The organism is Pectobacterium polonicum (assembly GCF_005497185.1).
GTDB classification, from domain to species: Bacteria; Pseudomonadota; Gammaproteobacteria; order Enterobacterales; family Enterobacteriaceae; genus Pectobacterium; species Pectobacterium polonicum.
Map to the genome: position 1 here is coordinate 42,034 of NZ_RJTN01000026.1, position 18,655 is coordinate 60,688.

Annotated in this window: 15 protein-coding genes and 1 other RNA gene; 6 read left to right on the forward strand and 10 right to left on the reverse strand. The window is 50.7% G+C overall.

Annotation, left to right across the window (positions count from 1 at the left end; genetic code table 11):
- Nucleotides 1-358: 358 nt before the first annotated feature.
- Entirely contained in the window at nucleotides 359-1,222 is an 864-nt protein-coding gene (licT, locus tag EDI29_RS19940; RefSeq protein WP_137742273.1) for a BglG family transcription antiterminator LicT, read from the reverse strand.
- Nucleotides 1,223-1,867: 645 nt separating this feature from the next.
- On the opposite strand from licT, the gene pykF reads away from it, so the two are divergent.
- Nucleotides 1,868-3,280 (forward strand): pyruvate kinase PykF, encoded by a 1,413-nt coding sequence (gene pykF / locus EDI29_RS19950; protein WP_137742274.1) that lies wholly within the window; start codon nucleotides 1,868-1,870, stop codon nucleotides 3,278-3,280.
- A 314-nt stretch (nucleotides 3,281-3,594) separates the two neighbouring features.
- The gene (locus EDI29_RS19955; protein WP_005970385.1) at nucleotides 3,595-3,831 is read left to right on the forward strand and encodes a major outer membrane lipoprotein; all 237 of its coding nucleotides are present in this window, start codon (nucleotides 3,595-3,597) and stop codon (nucleotides 3,829-3,831) included.
- Nucleotides 3,832-4,023: 192 nt separating this feature from the next.
- Here EDI29_RS19955 and EDI29_RS19960 read toward each other — a convergent pair whose 3' ends face one another.
- The 7 genes from EDI29_RS19960 to sufA form a co-directional block, all read right to left on the reverse strand.
- Nucleotides 4,024-5,046 (reverse strand): L,D-transpeptidase family protein, encoded by a 1,023-nt coding sequence (locus EDI29_RS19960; RefSeq protein WP_137742275.1) that lies wholly within the window; start codon nucleotides 5,044-5,046, stop codon nucleotides 4,024-4,026.
- Between the two features lie 391 nt (nucleotides 5,047-5,437).
- Nucleotides 5,438-5,854, reverse strand: coding sequence for a cysteine desulfuration protein SufE (gene sufE, locus EDI29_RS19965; RefSeq protein WP_137742276.1), 417 nt, complete (start codon nucleotides 5,852-5,854; stop codon nucleotides 5,438-5,440).
- 33 nt (nucleotides 5,855-5,887) lie between these two features.
- Nucleotides 5,888-7,111 carry a cysteine desulfurase SufS gene (sufS, locus tag EDI29_RS19970; protein WP_137742284.1) on the reverse strand — a complete coding sequence of 408 codons (1,224 nt, stop codon included), beginning with the start codon at nucleotides 7,109-7,111 and terminating at the stop codon, nucleotides 5,888-5,890.
- Nucleotides 7,111-8,457, reverse strand: coding sequence for a Fe-S cluster assembly protein SufD (sufD, locus tag EDI29_RS19975; RefSeq protein ID WP_137742277.1), 1,347 nt, complete (start codon nucleotides 8,455-8,457; stop codon nucleotides 7,111-7,113). Before sufD ends, sufS begins: the two co-directional genes overlap by 1 nt.
- Nucleotides 8,432-9,178, reverse strand: coding sequence for a Fe-S cluster assembly ATPase SufC (sufC, locus tag EDI29_RS19980; protein ID WP_005970394.1), 747 nt, complete (start codon nucleotides 9,176-9,178; stop codon nucleotides 8,432-8,434). The genes sufD and sufC overlap by 26 nt, the downstream gene beginning before the upstream one ends.
- A gap of 97 nt (nucleotides 9,179-9,275) precedes the next feature.
- Complete coding sequence (gene sufB, locus EDI29_RS19985) at nucleotides 9,276-10,775, reverse strand: Fe-S cluster assembly protein SufB (RefSeq protein ID WP_107167654.1); 1,500 nt, start codon at nucleotides 10,773-10,775, stop codon at nucleotides 9,276-9,278.
- 13 nt (nucleotides 10,776-10,788) lie between these two features.
- The gene (gene sufA / locus EDI29_RS19990) at nucleotides 10,789-11,160 is read right to left on the reverse strand and encodes a Fe-S cluster assembly scaffold SufA (RefSeq protein WP_005970398.1); all 372 of its coding nucleotides are present in this window, start codon (nucleotides 11,158-11,160) and stop codon (nucleotides 10,789-10,791) included.
- Nucleotides 11,161-11,586: 426 nt separating this feature from the next.
- Here sufA and EDI29_RS19995 point away from each other — a divergent pair, with 426 nt between their 5' ends.
- Complete coding sequence (locus EDI29_RS19995) at nucleotides 11,587-11,988, forward strand: hypothetical protein (protein ID WP_005970399.1); 402 nt, start codon at nucleotides 11,587-11,589, stop codon at nucleotides 11,986-11,988.
- A gap of 69 nt (nucleotides 11,989-12,057) precedes the next feature.
- Here EDI29_RS19995 and EDI29_RS20000 read toward each other — a convergent pair whose 3' ends face one another.
- Together EDI29_RS20000 and ydiJ are read right to left on the reverse strand one after the other, a co-directional pair.
- Complete coding sequence (locus EDI29_RS20000; protein WP_137742278.1) at nucleotides 12,058-12,474, reverse strand: hotdog fold thioesterase; 417 nt, start codon at nucleotides 12,472-12,474, stop codon at nucleotides 12,058-12,060.
- A complete protein-coding gene (ydiJ, locus tag EDI29_RS20005; protein WP_137742279.1) occupies nucleotides 12,474-15,527 on the reverse strand; it encodes a D-2-hydroxyglutarate dehydrogenase YdiJ in 3,054 nt (1,017 codons plus the stop codon). Before ydiJ ends, EDI29_RS20000 begins: the two co-directional genes overlap by 1 nt.
- Before the next feature lie 286 nt (nucleotides 15,528-15,813).
- On the opposite strand from ydiJ, the gene ydiK reads away from it, so the two are divergent.
- From ydiK to apbE, 3 genes are all read left to right on the forward strand, one after another.
- Nucleotides 15,814-16,932 (forward strand): AI-2E family transporter YdiK, encoded by a 1,119-nt coding sequence (gene ydiK / locus EDI29_RS20010; RefSeq protein WP_137742280.1) that lies wholly within the window; start codon nucleotides 15,814-15,816, stop codon nucleotides 16,930-16,932.
- Nucleotides 16,933-17,214: 282 nt separating this feature from the next.
- Nucleotides 17,215-17,326, forward strand: an RNA gene (gene rprA, locus EDI29_RS20015) — antisense sRNA RprA.
- 91 nt (nucleotides 17,327-17,417) lie between these two features.
- Entirely contained in the window at nucleotides 17,418-18,464 is a 1,047-nt protein-coding gene (apbE, locus tag EDI29_RS20020) for an FAD:protein FMN transferase ApbE (protein ID WP_137742281.1), read from the forward strand.
- Nucleotides 18,465-18,655 lie beyond the last annotated feature (191 nt).

Sequence of the window (18,655 nt, forward strand, 5' to 3'; positions counted from 1 at the left end):
TATCCTTAATGCTAAACAGACTTAAGTATCAATAATTTAAGATTGCCAGCTCTGTTTGAGACAAAAAAAAACCTAAATCGCTTTTCCCAATAAACATTGAGAAAACGATTTAGGTTTTGCCTGCCCGCCTAGACTAGCCTGACAGTAACAATCCTGCTTGTATGCCCGTCATACTTCAAGTTGGCTACGCGACTTGAATTATTTAGGGTCTATGCCAGCACAACTTATGCACTGACAATAAAATTTTACTTCATCTGATAATTTGCTTTCCACATACTCTATTCTTTCACTTTCGTCGTAAGCAAGGTATTTATCTTGCTACACTGCTATTTTGTGACGAAAAGCAAATTAGCAGAAATTATTCTCCATCGCCTGGTTCTATTTTCTCCTGACCTTCCGTACGCACGCGTTCAATATGAATCGTTAAGAACATTAACTCTTCTTTCGTTAACGTGTAAACGTATTTTTGCACAATATGCGCCTGTATTTTCTCTGCACAGCGATAAGACAATTGATATCTTTCTTTCACGACATCATGCAGTGATTCATCATCACTAAATACTGTGCTTTTCCCTATTAATCGTTGCGCGAAAAACTTTAAATGCGTAACAAAGCGATGATAGCTTAACGCCTGTTCGTTATAATCCAGGTTAAGCTGATATTTTACAATATTCAGTATTTCCTGCATGATTTTGGTAATTTGCAAGACTTCTGGCATTTCGCTGTCAAGTTGCGCGTTCACCAAATGCAGAGCAATAAAGCCAGCCTCATCTTCCGGTAACCGTACGGACAAACGCTGCTCAATAATATCCAGCGCTTCCAGCCCAATATCAAATTCCTTTGGATACAGGCGCTTTATTTCCCATAACAGCACATTGCGGATATTCACGCCTTGCTTGTGGCGCTCTATCGCAAAATGGCAGTGATCCGTTAACGAGATATAGACGCTGTTTTGCAGTTTTCCGGGCAGACGCGCTTTTGCCAGCAGAATGATCTTGTCTGCCGTTGTGATGACATCCATCGGAATCTCTGACAGCAGCTCCTGTAGGCGTGAGGTCAGTTCTCCTGACTTCATCACAAACACACGTTCAATCAGCGTTTCATCCAGCAGATCGCCAGAGTGCTTTTTGAAGCCCAGCCCGCGTCCCATCACAACCGACTCATTATTGTTTTCGTCGATTACGGTGACGACATTATTGTTGAGTATTTTGGCAATCTTCATTTTTCAAACCCTGGAAACAAAAAAACCAGACACCCGTAGCAAGAACGAGCATCTGGTTTTGCCTGCTTACGCAGTAACAATCCGCAATGGCTGGTAAACTACCATTTGCCTTCATCTTCTCAAGGAGCATGACACAAAAACGTGATACGGATCGATAGAAAAGCATGTTGCTTACACGCACTTTCTTTATTCATTGTCGGCTTTTACAAGAATCAACGACTTGCCATCACTCACCGCAATAGCGTATTTATACAACGGATTTCTTAGGCAGTTGCGCAACAAAGTTAGGTAAAAACGCCAAATCGCTCAGTTTTTTGCGTAAACGCACTGAAATATTCAATTTCTGACCTTTTACCACCTTGTTTCTCGTCGCTTAATAACTATAATACGAAACGTCGTTTCAATTGAATGGTTTCAGCTAAACAACGTGCCACTATCAATAACATTATTATCAACGGCATCGCCAACGCTAGCCCCCGCGAATCCCATGCGACGAGCGGTTGCGCACTTCATCACCCATTCGCTACGACCATCTATACTTACCTCTTTTACACCGTTCCCTCATGCATTCTTTCCAGCGGCTTGCCTCACACGGCCACTGGTTCACTCGTTTTTTTATCCATCACAACTTGTAGAAACTATCGTATGAAAAAGACAAAAATTGTTTGTACCATCGGGCCGAAAACAGAGTCAGAAGAAGTGCTTGGCAACCTGCTGTCTGCCGGCATGAATGTTATGCGCCTGAACTTCTCTCACGGGGATTACGCAGAACATGGCCAACGCATCAAGAACCTGCGTGCCGTCATGGAAAAAACGGGTCAGAAAGCCGCTATCCTGCTTGACACCAAGGGCCCAGAAATTCGTACCATGAAGCTGGAAAACGGTGCGGATGTCACGCTGACCGCAGGTCAAACCTTCACATTCACCACCGATCAGAGCATCGTGGGTAATCAGGATCGCGTCGCCGTCACCTACGCAGGTTTCACCGAAGACCTCAGCGTCGGTAACACCGTTCTGGTTGATGATGGCCTGATCGGTATGCAGGTTACAGCGATCAGCGGCAACGATGTCGTCTGTAAAGTACTGAACAATGGCGATCTGGGCGAGAATAAAGGCGTTAACTTACCAGGCGTTTCCATCCAGTTACCTGCTTTGGCTGAAAAAGACAAACGCGACCTGATTTTCGGTTGCGAACAAGGCGTCGATTTCGTTGCCGCTTCCTTTATTCGTAAACGTTCCGACGTTGAAGAAATTCGCGCTCACCTGAAAGCGCACGGTGGCGAGCACATCCAGATCATCTCCAAGATCGAAAACCAGGAAGGTCTGAACAACTTCGACGACATTCTGGAAGCCTCTGACGGCATCATGGTGGCCCGTGGTGACCTGGGTGTTGAGATCCCTGTTGAAGAAGTGATCTTCGCACAGAAAATGATGATCGAAAAATGTAACCTGGCACGCAAAGTGGTTATCACCGCAACGCAAATGCTGGATTCAATGATCAAGAACCCGCGCCCTACCCGCGCTGAAGCTGGCGACGTCGCTAACGCCATCATCGACGGCACCGATGCCGTTATGCTGTCTGGCGAAAGTGCGAAAGGTAAATACCCGCTGGAATCCGTTACCATCATGGCAACGATCTGTCAGCGTACCGATTCCGTGATGAAAAGCCGTCTGGATACCATCAAAACGCCTGGAATCCTGCGTATCACTGAAGCTGTCTGCCGCGGTGCGGTAGAAACCGCAGAAAAACTGGATGCACCGCTGATTGTGGTTGCAACCAGCGGCGGTAAATCGGCCAAATCTATCCGTAAATACTTCCCGAATGCCCGTATTCTGGCGTTGACGACGAACGACGTCACCGCACGCCAACTGCTGCTGAGCAAAGGCATTGATACGCTGCTGGTGAAAGAAATTGCCTCTACGGATGATTTCTACCGCATTGGTAAAGAAGCCGCGCTGAATAGCGGTTATGCGCAAGCTGGCGATGTCGTAGTGATGGTATCTGGTGCGCTGGTTTCTAGCGGCACAACCAATACCGTTTCCGTACATCGTATCTGATCCTAACAATCCAATCGGTAAAAAGCGCCTTAATGGCGCTTTTTTTATATTCTGAAACGACTTTCTACAGCACGATAACCTAATTAATGCCTTTACGTAACACGCCGTTTTAATAGCCTTAAGCTTCGGAGTTATCTGACAAAAATAGCGCTGTTTTCCTTACTTTTTTAATGAACAGGTAAAACTCGCTGTTTCTTTGAGCGAACGATCAAAATTAAGCATGTTCTCATCAAAAATTTATTCTCATTAGAAAATAGTTTGTGTAATACTTGTAACGCTACATGGAGATTAACTCAATCTAGAGGGTATTAATAATGAATCGTACTAAACTGGTACTGGGCGCGGTAATTCTGGGTTCTACTCTGCTTGCTGGTTGTTCAAGCAACGCTAAAATTGATCAGCTGTCTTCTGACGTTCAGACTCTGAACGCTAAAGTTGACCAACTGAGCAACGACGTGAACGCAATCCGCTCTGACGTACAAGCTGCTAAAGATGACGCAGCTCGTGCTAACCAGCGTCTGGACAACCAAGTTCGTACTTACAAAAAGTAATCGAGCTGGTTAAGTAGTGAAAATGGCGCACATTGTGCGCCATTTTTTTGCCTTCGTTTTATCAATCGTTTTCGTTCTATCAACCTTCGCCGTTCATTTCTTTCCCACGTTACCAGCCGTCGCTATCCTTCCATCCGATCCTTGAACCAGCACAGATGCGCCTGAGACGCACCTGACCGGTTTATTTCATGATTAACGTGAGGTAGTGCTGATAGCCGTGATTGGCGCAACCTGATGCGTATCAGACGCTTCTGGAGCAGATTCTACCGGTGGTTGATAGGTATTGATATCTTGCCCTACGCTAACCACAATCGGCATGCCGGAACGACGCACAATCGCGTCAGCAACGGCTTTACTGTCCGTCTCTGCATCCTTAACAAACTTCTGCGTCTTTGCCGTCAGCGGAATTTTCATCGTTTGTGGATCGTCCTTATCGGTCTTTGATAAAGGCTGATGCACTTCAACGTAGCGTTTGCCGTCCGGTTCAACGGAGGTTTTAATCGCATCATTAACAATCTGCACACGCGTACCGACTGGCACAGTATCGAACAGCGCCTTGATGTCATCTGGACGCAGGCGGATACAGCCAGAACTTACCCGCATGCCAATGCCGAAGTCCGCGTTTGTGCCGTGTAACAGATAAACACCGCCATGCGCTGACAGACGCAGTGCATGTAATCCCATCGGGTTATCCGGGCCTGCCGGAACGACAGCAGGCAGCTTAATGCCCTGTTCTTCGAGATAATGCTTACGGATGTTCGCCGTTGGCGTCCAGGTCGGGTTCTCACGTTTCTCGCTCACGCTGGTCGTCATCAATGGCGTATTTCGCCCCAGTTGGCCGATGCCAATCGGGTAAACAATGACGGTATTCTTCCCTTTCGGGTAGTAGTAGAGCCGTAGTTCTGCCAGATTGACCACAATGCCTTCGCGCGGCGTATCCGGCAGCAGCATTTGCGTCGGGATCGTGAGGGTGGAACCCGCTGTCGGCAGGTAAGGATCGGCTCCTGGGTTCGCTTCCAGCATGCCTAATAGGCCAATCTTAAAGTCCGCGGCGATAGCTTCCAGCGGGCGGCCGTCATTAGGGACCGTATAAGCGATATTTTCACCGATAAGGCGGCTATTTGGTGGCGGTAGCGGATATTCCGTCGCTCTGGCGGCGGTGCTGGCCAGGTATGTCGCGAAGGCCATACCAAGTAAAGTTAACACGCGTTTCATAATAGATTCCCTACAATCAATAACATCTGGTTGTGTACCCAGAATGCAGTATCCGGCTATACCTCTTGATCTGGTGTTCAATACAGCCATTGCTGCCTCTTTCCACCGGACGTGGGTATATATTAGCATTGTTGTAACAAAAGAATATTTGATTTAAAAATCAAAGCATTGATATTCAATTCTTTACAAAGCAGAGTCAGCATAAAATTTAACGAGAAATAAATATACGGGACGAATTCTGAAATATCAGCGAGTTAATAAATGAACGGGGAAACAATAACGTATCGTTGGTAAAAATCAGTAAATGAAAAAAACAAAAAAGCGCTGAACGTTTTTTTCGTCGCAGCGCTTTTTCTATACTCAGCGAAAGCAGAAAGAACAACGAAGCAAATTAAAGCAGTGCGGTAGCATGCGCACGAATCGCCCGTAGCATCGCCTCAAGCCCCTGTGAGCGGGATGGTGTCAGGTGTTGATTCAACGCCAGCGATTCAAAGAACGGCCGCACATCCAGCTCAACAATTTCCTGCGCTGTTAGCCCCTGGTACAGGCTGAAAACGACTGCGATCAGGCCTTTCACAATAGCGGCATCACTGTCGCCGTGCAGAGCGATTACGCCCTGCTCATCAGGCTGTGTCACAATCCATACCTGGCTCTGGCACCCCGAGATCAGGTTATCGGGACTACGCCACTCATCGGGCAGCGGATCAAGGCGCTCTCCTAACTCGATGACATACAGATATTTTTCTTCCCAGTCATTACAGCGCGCAAAATTACGCGCCAGTTTCTGCGGTTCTGGCAGACTCGCCATGGTTTCCTCCCCGGACAGGTTCGCGCCTGGCGCTTAACTGCCCAGCAATCGATGGATACGTTGCAATCCGGCAACCAGCCGGTCAATTTCTTCGCGCGTAGTATAAACGGCCAACGAAGCGCGGCACATACTGGGAACACCATAGTGTTCCATCAGCGGCATCGCGCAATGGTGGCCGGTGCGAATCGCAATACCGTATCGATCGAGGAAACTTCCTACATCATAGGCATGGTGCTGCCCAAGATTAAATGCAATCACACCGTGACGCTCCGCAGGGCCGTACAGCGTCAGATCGGGCACCTGCGTTAACGCTTCCAACGCGTACTGCATCAGTGAGGATTCATAACGCTGAATCTCTTCACGTCCCAGTGCCGTTACATAATCCAGTGCGGCACCTAAGCCCATGATACCGCCCGTGTTGGGCGAACCAGCCTCAAAGCGCCACGGTGAATCCGCATAGGTAGTGCCTGTACGCAGGCTAACCTGACGAATCATCGCCCCACCACCTTCCCACGGCGGCATGGCCTGAAGCAGATCGCGTTTGCCGTACAGCACGCCAATACCCGAAGGGCCGTAGATCTTATGACCTGAAAAGACAAAGAAATCACAGTCCAGATCCTGCACATCGACAGGCTGATGCATAATCGACTGCGCGCCATCGACCAACGTAACCGCGCCCGCCGCTTTTGCCTGTGCAATCATCGCTTTCACCGGGTTTAGCGTACCCAGCACGTTGGATATCTGCGTCACCGCCAGCAGACGAGTGCGTTCATCCAACAGCGCGGGAAGCTGTGCGACATCCAGTGAGCCATCTTCAGCCAGCGGCAATACGCGGATCTCTACGCCACGCGCTTCCGCCAGCATCTGCCAGGGAACGATGTTCGCGTGGTGTTCCATCTCGGTGATGATCAGGTTGTCGCCCGGCTGGATGAAGGTACGGCCGTAGCTGTTAGCCACCAGATTGATGGCTTCTGTCGTCCCACGTACAAAGACTATTTCTTCCACTGACGCAGCATTGATAAAGGATGCCACCTGCTCGCGCACCGCTTCCATCGCGCTGGTCGCCTGCGCGCTCAGCGTATGAATACCGCGATGCACAGCGGCGTATTCATGGCGATAAAATTCGGCTTCGCGTTCGATAACCGACTGCGGTTTTTGCGCACTCGCGGCGCTATCAAGATAGGCTAACGGCTGGCCGTTAACCTCGCTTGCCAGCACGGGGAAATCGGCACGAATCCGTTCAATAGGATAGTTCATCATACCGCCTTGCCGGCATTCGCCAGCGCGTTGGGCAAACGCTGCGCGATACGTTCCAGAACCACATCTCGCAGAGACTCGTTTTCAATCGCTTCTGTAACTTCCGCCGCAAAGGCGAAAATGATCATCTGTTGCGCATCCTGCTGCGTAATACCACGGGAACGCAGATAGAACAGCTGTTCTTCGTCCATACGGCCGATGGTAGCACCGTGGCTACATTTCACGTCATCTGCGTAGATTTCCAACTGCGGCTTGGTATCTACCTCAGCCAGTCGGCCCAGTAGCAGATTGTTGTTGGTCATCTGTCCGTCGGTTTTCAGCGCATGCGGCGCAACCTTAATCATGCCGTTAAACACCGCTCTGGCGCGATCGTTGACGATGACTTTATGCAGTTGGCGACTTTCGCCGTAGCCCTGATTGTGTTCCAGATACGTTCGCGTATCACACACTTCGCTGCCGACAGGCAGAATCAGGCTGTTCATGGACAGATTTGTCCCTTCGCCGTTCAACTGGGCGCTGGTGTGGTGACGCGTCAGACCCGCTCCCAGCAGGAAGCTATGGCTGCGAACCCGAGCATCGCGTGCCAGAACCAGATCGTTGTGCGCGAAGTGGTAGCCCGCCGCCGCTTCAAACGCCAGCTTATAGTGGCTAACCTGACTATTTTCCGCCGCATTCACCGTCAGGCGAGCACCGGTAAAGTGCGCATGATCGTCAAGGCTGACGTAATGTTCGATAATTTCCGCGCTGGCACCACGTTCAACGTTCAAATGATGGCGATGGTGAACCGTGTTCAACGCTGCCGCCTGACTGCTGCTGATGTGCAGCAAGTAAAGCGGTTTTTCTGCCTGCTGTCCGGCAGCCAAACGAATCAATGTACTGGTACTAGCCAGGCTTTCGGTCAGATGCAGGAATACTTCGGACTGAATCGCCGTAGGCAACGCGCCACGCGCATGCGATGCCTGTACGTCAACCTGATACGGTCCCCACGCGCTGTCGCTGAGTTCCGCATTGAATACGCCATCGACAAACACCAAACGCCAGCTATCCAAGGCTAATGCCAAGGCATCTACCGCTGCACGATCGAGGGACGGTGCCTGCGGTGCGACAAATTCGTTGCTCAGCAAGCCATCCAGAGGCGTGTATTTCCAGTGCTCATGCTTACGGTGCGGTAAGCCAAGGCGCACTACGTCCTGCCAGTGCTGGTTCGCCTCTTCAGAACGACGCGACGCATCACGCTCAAACAGGCCATGCCATTGTTGCAGCGCCTGCTCTTGTTTCTGGGCGATGCTGGTTTTACCCGCCACGTTATCGCTCGTCACATTATTGCTCGTCGGTAAGCCAGCCATAGCCTTGCTCCTCCAACTGTTTCACCAGCGAGAAATCACCGGATTTCACAATGCGCCCTTGATACAGAACGTGTACGTGGTCCGGTTTGATGTAATCAAGAATACGCTGGTAGTGCGTGACGATGATGAACGAACGTTTGCCGTCGCGCAGGGAGTTCACGCCGTTAGAGACGATTTTCAGTGCGTCAATGTCCAGCCCGGAGTCAGTTTCATCCAGAATGCACAGATCCGGCTCCAGCGCCGCCATTTGCAGAATGTCGTTACGCTTTTTCTCACCGCCGGAGAAACCCACATTGACCGAGCGGGTCAACAAATCTTCCGGCATATTCAGCAGCTTGATTTTCTCTTCGATAAAGTCGGCGAAGTCAAAACGATCCAGCGGTTCCTGTTCACGGTATTTGCGCACCGCGTTCACGGAGGTTTGCAGGAAGAACTGGTTGCTGACGCCAGGGATCTCTACCGGATATTGAAACGCCATAAAGACGCCTTCACCCGCGCGATCTTCTGGCGATAATTCCAGCAGATCTTTCCCTTTGAAGCTCACCGAACCGTCGGTCACTTCATATTCTTCACGTCCAGCCAGCGTTGCGGAGAGCGTACTTTTGCCTGAGCCATTCGGGCCCATAATCGCGTGGACTTCACCCGGCTTAATGGTGAGATTAAGCCCTTTGATGATCTCTTTGCCTTCAACGCTAACTTTTAAATTTTCGATGCTTAACATGCTTATTCCTTCCAACGCCCAATGTGACGGGCGCTCAATGAATTCCGGGACCGATGATTCTCATTATTAGTCTGTGAAAATCCCGGTAACCGCCGAATTAACCCACGCTGTGTTCCAGGCTAATCGCCAGTAACTTTTGTGCTTCCACCGCGAATTCCAGCGGCAACTCAGAGAAAACGTCCTTACAGAAACCGTTCACGATCATTGAGATAGCGTCATCTTCGCTGATACCGCGTTGCAGACAGTAGAACAGTTGGTCATCGCCGATTTTCGACGTGGTCGCTTCATGCTCCAACTGTGCAGTATTGTTGCGTACTTCCACATACGGGAAAGTGTGCGCACCGCATTCGCTGCCGATCAGCATCGAGTCACACTGGGTAAAGTTACGGGCATTCGCCGCACTCGGCATGATCTTCACCAAACCACGATAGGTGTTCTCACTGCGCCCGGCAGAAATCCCTTTGGAGATGATGGTCGAACGGGTGTTTTTACCGATGTGAATCATCTTGGTGCCGGTATCGGCCTGCTGACGACCGTTGGTCAAGGCAACAGAGAAGAATTCACCGACGGAGTAATCGCCGCGCAGAATGACGCTTGGGTATTTCCACGTGATCGCCGAACCGGTTTCCGACTGCGTCCATGACATTTTCGAATGCTCACCCGCACACAGCGCACGCTTGGTCACAAAGTTCAGAATGCCGCCTTCGGCGTCATCTTTACCGGAGAACCAGTTCTGTACCGTGGAGTATTTCACTTCGGCATTCTTGTTGATGATCACTTCCACTACCGCAGCGTGCAGCTGATAGGTGTCACGAACGGGCGCGGAGCAACCTTCGATGTAGCTGACGTAGCTGTCATCATCGGCGATCAGGATCGTACGCTCGAACTGACCGGTTTTTGCCGCATTGATACGGAAATACGTAGACAGCTCCATCGGGCAGCGCACACCTTTCGGGATGTACACAAACGTGCCGTCAGAAGCGACCGCTGAGTTCAATGCTGCAAAGAAGTTATCGTTCGCCGGTACAACCGTACCGAGATACTGCCGCACCAGGTCGGGATGTTCCTGAATCGCCTCGCTGAATGAGCAGAAAATAATGCCTTTTTCAGCCAACTCATGTCGATACGTGGTCGCAACGGATACCGAGTCGAAAATGGCATCGACCGCGACTTTCTGACCTTCACGGACGGGAACGCCCAACTGATTGAAGGCATTTTCCACTTCGCTGGTCAGGTAATTATTCACGTCCGTAATCCCGGATTGCTGCTTGGCACCGGGCTCAGAGCCACAGCTGTCATCGCAGTTACCGCAGGAAGGCGCGGAATAATAGCTATAGTCCTGATAGTCGAGTTTCTCATAATGGGCTTTCAGCCAATGAGGCTCTTCCATCTCCAGCCACGCTTTGTAAGCGTTAAGACGGAATTCCAGCATCCACTCAGGTTCATTACGCTTCGCCGAGATCGCCCGGACGACATCTTCATTGATGCCGTGCGCTAGCTCATCGGTCTCCAGTTGCGTGAAGAAACCTTCTTTATAGCGTCCATCACCCATCCAGATCTGGACATCATCAGGTACATCTACCGTGCTACGTGCCATAATTTTTCATCACTTAAATGCCAAAGCTTTCGCCACATCCACAAGCATGCTGCGCTCTGGGATTATTAAACTTGAATATCTGATTCAGCCCTTCACGGACGAAATCAAGTTCTGTGCCGTCAATGAAAGGCATCGCTTTCAGTGGGACATACAGTTTTGCGCCATCACGTTCGAATACTAAATCGTCGGTTTCGAACTCCTGTACCAGATCCAGCACATAACCAAACCCAGCACAGCCTGATTGTTTAACGCCAAGCCGCAGTCCTTGCACGGCCTCATCCTGTTTCATCAGATTCTTAATCTGCTTCACGGCGCTATCTGTCAGCGTCAGTCCTTGCCAGACATTTTCATCCAGTGAAAACGTCCCTACATTTTCCGCTTGCATATGGAATACCTCATTGCGTGTGGTACCAGTTTTAGGCTGGTTTCCCCTAATGTTAGTGATAATGAAACTAGCTTCAACCTCTTGTTTTGCAGGGCTATTCGTAACATTTGGTTTTTTAGCCTGCCAAGAGTGCCATTTTACACGACTTAAACGCCCCAGATAACACAGCGAAAAATCCACTAATCAATTGATAATAAATGAATTAATATCATCTCATCTCGCCCTTTTGGTCAGATAAAAATCATCATCTCGTTATCATTATTATAACATTTATCGGTGATACCTATTTATAAAACAGGGAAGGTATATGAAGATTTATGTGATTTCCGATCGTACTTTTGACGTTAAAGCACGTTTTGCCCATTGATCATGGCCTTTTTTATTAATATGATAATGATTATCATTTAATATTCAGGATCGATAACCATGCTTTCCGTGAATGCCTGGCTGCACCACCAGATTGACGAATATAAATTTCAGATTCGCGATGCCACTGTTGATTTTTATATGGCGGAAGCCCGCCTGAACCGTCCGGGAAGTAATATTGATCATTTGCGCCGCTTTCATAACGCCTGCATGGATATGGTTGAACTCTGTCTAAGAAATGGCGATGACGATAGCTATCTGCACGCGCTGGTCAAATTGCATAATCGGTTGATTAAAGAGATCAATAATGAAGGGCGTTGTCACCTCTTTCGCGTGCAAAGTTACTACTTTGCCCGTAACACGCTAAAGTCGATTTGCCATCAGCTAAGCATGCAAGGCTCATGGGATAAAGCGACCGCCTTTCAGACGGACTTCGTTAAGCGCGTGCCTTTTTTGCCCTGAAAAACTATCGATTGCCCCTACAAAATAGCCGAACCAGACCAGCCAGCAGTCTGGTTCAGCATTCCATATTTACGGCGTAATCACCGATGTCGTCAGACGCGAAATACAGCACAGGCGATGTTGATTATCAAAGATCTCAATCTGCCACACCTGGCTCCGGCGACCAACGTGAAGCGCGCGGCATACGCCCCGCACTTCCCCCTCACGCACGGCACGCAGGTGATTGGCATTGATTTCCAGCCCCACCACCTGCTGATCGCCCTCAGAACACAGATAGCCCGCGACGGAACCCAGTGATTCCGCCAGTACAACAGATGCCCCACCGTGCAGTAAACCAAATGGCTGGCGTGTGCGTGAATCCACGGGCATCACCGCTTCCAGAGAGTCCTCCGCAAGACAGGTATAACGAATACCGACATGGCCGACCATGCACGCTTGACTCTGTTGATTAAGCTGCTCCAGTGTAACCTGTCGTTTCCACAGCATCAGAGGATCTCCAGTAGGGCCTGTAACGGATGGCGCAATGCGCGGCCTTCCATACGTTTTACCTGACTACGACACGAATAGCCGGTGGTCAGACAGCGTTTCTGCGGTAATTTCTGCAACACCTGTTGCCAGGATAGCGCATAAATCCCCTGCGAGTTGGCGAGGTTTTTGGTTTCATGACCGTAGGTCCCCGCCATGCCGCAACACCCGACGCTGATATTCTCCAGTTTAGCGCCAAAGCGCGAGAAAATGTCGGACCACTGTTTCGTGCTGATCGGCAGCGCCGTGGTTTCCGTACAGTGACCGAGCAGATACCAGGATTCGCCGGTAGCGGGCTGAGGCGTGCTGTCTGCCAATGCCGTTACTAGCCATTCATGCACCAGTTGTACCTGAAAATCCCCACGCTTCTCACCCAGAATTTCTCGATATTCGTCGCGGTAGCACAGCACCAGCGCCGGATCGACACCTACCATCGGCATTCCCAATTTGGCAACACGATTCAGGAAATCTGCCGTCTTCGACGCCGTTTTGGCAAAACGTTGCAAGAAACCTTTAATATGCTGTGCCTTCCCGTTCGGGGAGAACGGCAGCAGCACCGGTTTCAGCTTCAGTTTTTCGATCAGGTGAACAAAATCTGCCACCACCTGCGCATCGTAATAGCTGGTGAACGGGTCTTGTACGATTAACACATACTGCTGACGCGCCTGCTCCGGTAGCTGTTCCAACTGTTCCAGCGTGGTGTTAACCCCGCTATGCCCAGCAAACTGCTGGCGCAGCGACGGCGATGACAGCAAGGGTAAATCGACCATACCAATCTGGCTGCGGCTCAGGTTATTCAGCAGCGGCATTTTCAGGAAGAAGTTAAACGTCTTCGGGCTGCGCGCCATCAACGGCGCATAACTTTCGACACCGGCCACCAGATAGTCACGAACCGGACGCAGGTAACGCGTGTGATAAAGTTGCAGGAAACGAGAGCGGAATCCCGGCACGTCAATCTTGATAGGGCACTGCGTTGAGCAGGCTTTACACGCCAGACAACCCGACATCGCGTCTTTAACTTCATGCGAGAAGTCGTAATCCCCTTGCTTAGCCTGCCAGGTATTGCGGGTTTTCTGAATAAAGGCGCGCAGGCTCAGCTTCTGCTGTGGCAATGCCTTCTCCAGCGCTACCGGATCGACGCCCTGCTCGGCCAACAGGCGTAACCATTCACGCACCAGCGTCGCACGGCCTTTCGGTGAATGAATACGGTTGCCGCTGATTTTCATCGACGGACACATTGGGCTACGCGCATCGAAGTTAAAACACAGTCCGTTACCGTTACATTCCATTGCGCCACGAAACGCGGTACGCACCGTCAGCGGGATCGTGCGGTCAAATGTGCCGCGCTTAACCGCATCGACCTTCATCATCGGCGCATCAACATCCAGCGGCGCGCAAATTTTCCCAGGATTAAGCCGGTTATCAGGGTCGAACGCCGCTTTGATACGACGCAGCTCGGTATACAGTTCAGGTCCAAAAAATTCAGGGCTGTATTCGGCGCGGAAGCCTTTACCGTGCTCGCCCCACAGCAGACCGCCATATTTAGCCGTCAGCGCGACAATCTGGTCGGAAAGCTGTTTCATCAGCATTTCCTGCTGCGGGTCGCACATATCCAGCGCCGGGCGAACATGCAGCACCCCGGCATCGACATGGCCAAACATACCGTACGTCAGATTGTGGCTATCCAGCAGCGCGCGGAACTCTTCAATGTAATCCGCCAAATGTTGTGGCGGCACGCAGGTATCTTCCGCAAACGGGATGGGTTTGGCCTGCCCTTTACTGTTGCCCAGTAGCCCGACGGCTTTCTTGCGCATGGCGTAAATACGTTCGATGCCGGCCAGGTCGTTACAGGTTTGATAGCCAATCACCCCGCCTTCTCCGGTCGCTAGCAGTGTGTCCAACCGCTGACATAGCGATTCCACCTGCCCGTTGATCAGCGCTTCGTCATCACCCGCAAACTCAACGATATTCAAGCCAAGCATTTCCTGATTAGGGACATCGGTGATCAGTTCACTGACGGAATGCCAGACGATATCTTCACGGGCCAGGTTTAATACCTTGGAATCCACCGTTTCGACGGATAGCGCCTTTGCTTCCACCATGAACGGCGCATTGCGCAACGCTGAATTGAAGGAGTCGTACTTAATATTCACCAGACGGCGACTCTTCGGCAACGGCGTAATATCGAGCTTCGCTTCGGTGATAAAAGCCAGCGTACCTTCGGCTCCGGTCAGAATGCGCGTCAGATCGAAGGTGTGCAGATCGTCGCTGAACACATGGCGCAGATCGTAGCCAGTCAAAAAGCGGTTCAGCTTAGGGAATTTGTCGATAATCAACGCGCGCTGTTCACGGCAGCGGTGCAGCACCGTGTGGTAAATGCGGCCAACGGGAGAGTCTTCTTCTGCTAACTGCTCTGCCAGCTCGACTGGCATCGCCTGCGTATCCAGCATTTCGCCGCCCAGCAGTACCGCACGCAGCCCCAGCACATGGTCTGAGGTTTTTCCGTACACCAGCGAGCCTTGCCCCGATGCATCGGTATTGATCATGCCGCCTAACGTCGCCCGGTTGCTGGTCGACAGTTCAGGCGCAAAGAAATAGCCATAAGGCTTCAGGTACTGGTTGAGTTGATCTTTAATGACGCCAGCTTCAACGCGTACCCAGCCCTGCTCAGGGTTGATTTCCAGAATACGGTTCATATAGCGCGACATATCGACCACGATACCGCGATTCAGCGCCTGTCCGTTCGTTCCTGTCCCGCCGCCGCGCGGGGTAAAGGTCAACCCTGAAAAACGCGCCTCACCCGCCAGTCGCGACAGGATCGCCACATCGGCAGTTGAACGGGGGAACACCACCGCATCCGGCAAAAGCTGGTAGATACTGTTATCCGTTGCCATCGTCAGACGATCGGCGTAATTGGTCGCCGTATCGCCCGTAAATCCGTTTTTCTTTAATGCTTCCAGAAAATTAAGTACCGGCTGGACCAGCCCGGGAGATTGTGTGATCTGTGGGATCATTATTTTTTGACCCTGTCCGTACATGATGTGTTTGCCAATATGTCGTGAAATGCCTGATATAGCCGCCCTTTCATCGGGGACATCACGTTTTATCACATTTCGCAATCGTGTGCGCTCCCAGAACGGCAAAAACATACAGCATGTTGGCTAACCGCTGTTTCACCAACAAAATGTTCAACGAGCTGTCAAAACACCCGGAAATATCTCATGATGACGTGGTGACTATGCTGTGCCGCCCAAACTACCTCACCTTCAGCCTTTTCTTTTGCTATTGAGGAACGATTCGTTGAGCAAATACTCCCAGCCACCACGATTTGATCTGGCCAGAAACCTGTTCAGTCTGGTGTTTATTACCATCATGATTATTGCCTGCTTTTGGGTGGTACAACCTTTTATTTTGGGATTCGCCTGGGCATGTATGGTGGTCATTGCCACCTGGCCGATGCTGATCAAATTTCAGGCACTACTTTGGGGGCGACGCTCTCTGGCGGTGCTCGTTATGACGTTTCTGCTCATCCTGCTATTTGTTGTGCCAATTGCCGTTCTCGTCAGCAGCGTGGTGGATAACAGCTCGGCACTCATGAGTTGGGGAGCCAGACAGGAAAACTTTTCGCCACCGACGCTAGAGTGGCTGGAATCAATCCCTGTCGTGGGAGAAAAATTGTTCAACAGCTGGCAGGCGCTGTTGCAAAGCGGCGGCAGTGGTCTGTTTGCCAAAGTACAGCCCTATTTTGGTAAAACCGCGACCTGGCTGGTTGCACAGGCGGCGCATGTCGGGCGCTTTCTAATGCACTGCTCCCTGATGCTTATCTTCAGCGCCCTGCTGTATTACAAAGGTGAAGCCGTCGCGAAAGCCGTGCGACATTTCGCTATCCGGCTGGGACAAGAGCGCGGCGATGCCGCGGTGATCCTGGCAGCGCAGTCCATTCGAGCCGTCGCGCTGGGTGTGGTGGTAACAGCTATCGTGCAGTCGGTGCTAGGCGGGATTGGTTTGGGGTTGTCGGGCATTCCCTACACCACCCTATTAACCGTTCTGATGTTTCTGTGTTGTCTGGCGCAGTTGGGGCCGCTCCCAGTGCTTATCCCTGCCATTATCTGGCTGTATTGGACGGGTGATACCACCTGGGGCACCATCCTGCTGGTCTGGAGCTGTGTCGTTGGAACGATCGATAACGTTATTCGTCCGATGCTGATCAGGATGGGGGCAGACCTTCCGATGTTGCTGATTCTTTCCGGCGTAATTGGTGGATTGCTGGCGTTTGGCATGATAGGTCTGTTTATTGGCCCAGTCGTCCTCGCCGTTTCCTATCGTCTGCTGTTTGCCTGGATGCGCGAAATCCCCGAACCACAGAGCATCCTGTCCGTTAGCACCGCCAAGACATCAAATAAAGAATCATCGCAGTAAACATCGTCTTTTCATCCAGTGGGTGGGGTTTACCACCCACCCATTCCTCACGTTCAACCCTGCTTCGTCGCTATTACTCCTTTATATATTTTTCAATAGGTAAAAATAGCTAATGATTAACCCTCTATTCTTAGGGATTAGTCCTAAAAATTTTGATATCATTTCTCTAATGCGTCAATATTATTGACAATATAAAAACTCCGAGGGGTCTATTCTTAAAATATAATTAACTATTAGGATGATTCTTAATGACGAAATAAGGCATTATCCATAGGATAAATACCGGAGCTAGTATTAACCTACTGTTTGTCAATGAGGTTTCCTCCTCGTCAGAGTTAGTAACGAATTGCTGTGTGTAGTCTTTGCCCATCCCCTGAGATGGGCCTTTTTTTTCCTTTCATTTCTCTTCCACTCCATTACGCCTTATCGCTTTTTTGTTACTCTCCTGTCAGCAAACCCTCAGTTCAGTTTTTCAGGAGTTTTTCATGAAGCCTCTCGCCGCGAAGAGATTACTACTCTGTGGCTTATTCAGTCTTTTGACCGCCTGCGATAACCCAACGCCTACAGCAGAACGCCCTTTATTGACCATCGAAGGTAAAACCATGGGGACGTTCTACAGCGTAAAAATTAGTGGCGCTATCAGCGAAGATAAGACACAGCTACAACGGGAAATCGATGCGCTGCTGGAGCAGGCCAATAACGAGATTTCCACCTACCGTGATGATTCCGTGCTGTCGCGTTTTAATCAGCACCGAGGGATGGATCTCCACCCCATCAGCAATGGCATGGCGGATATCATTCAGACCGCATTCCGTATCGGTAACGCTACGAACGGTGCAATGGACATCACCATCGGCCCACTGGTTAACCTCTGGGGATTCGGCCCGCAGAAGCAGCCCACGCGAATTCCCAGCCAACAGCAGATCGATGTAGCACGGGAAAATATCGGGCTTAATCACCTGCACCTGCTCAGTACAGAACAAGGAGAATGGATTCAGAAAGATCTCCCGGATTTGTATATCGATCTCTCCACGCTGGGTGAAGGGTACGGTGCAGACATTCTCGCACAGCTTATGATGCGTAAAGGGATCACCAATTATCTGGTTTCTGTCGGCGGCGCGATTTCCAGCCGAGGGGTAAACGCAGAGGGTACGCCTTGGCGTGTGGCGATCCAAAAGCCAACCGATCAGGAAAATGCCGCACAGGCGGCAGTGAATTTGCAGGGTTATGCAATCAGCACTTCCGGCAGCTATCGGAATTACTTTGAGGAAGACAACAAGCGCTATTCTCACATTATCGATCCCGAGACGGGCAGACCGATTACTCATCAGTTGGTTTCTGCCACCGTGATTGCGCCAACCGCGCTGGAAGCCGATGGCTGGGATACGGGTTTAATGGTGTTGGGAACGGAAAAAGCGTTGAAGCTAGCGGAACAGCAGGGGCTGGCGGTTTATCTGATTACCAAAACGGATAAGGGCTTTAACGCAGTGATGACGCCACAGTTTAAATCCTTCCTGATTGCGGCACCGTAAGAAACGCCAAGGCCAACGGCAGCCCCATCGTGATAAGAGCGAGATACACGGGGCGACCACGGAGTGAGGTATCCCTGCGGGAACCTCATCTCCGTGTTTCCCCTTATATCTCGATCATTCTCCTCAGGGTATTATGATCCCCGACTGATCATCGGGAAGTCGCGGGTGAGATGGGGTTTCCCCTCGGGCTC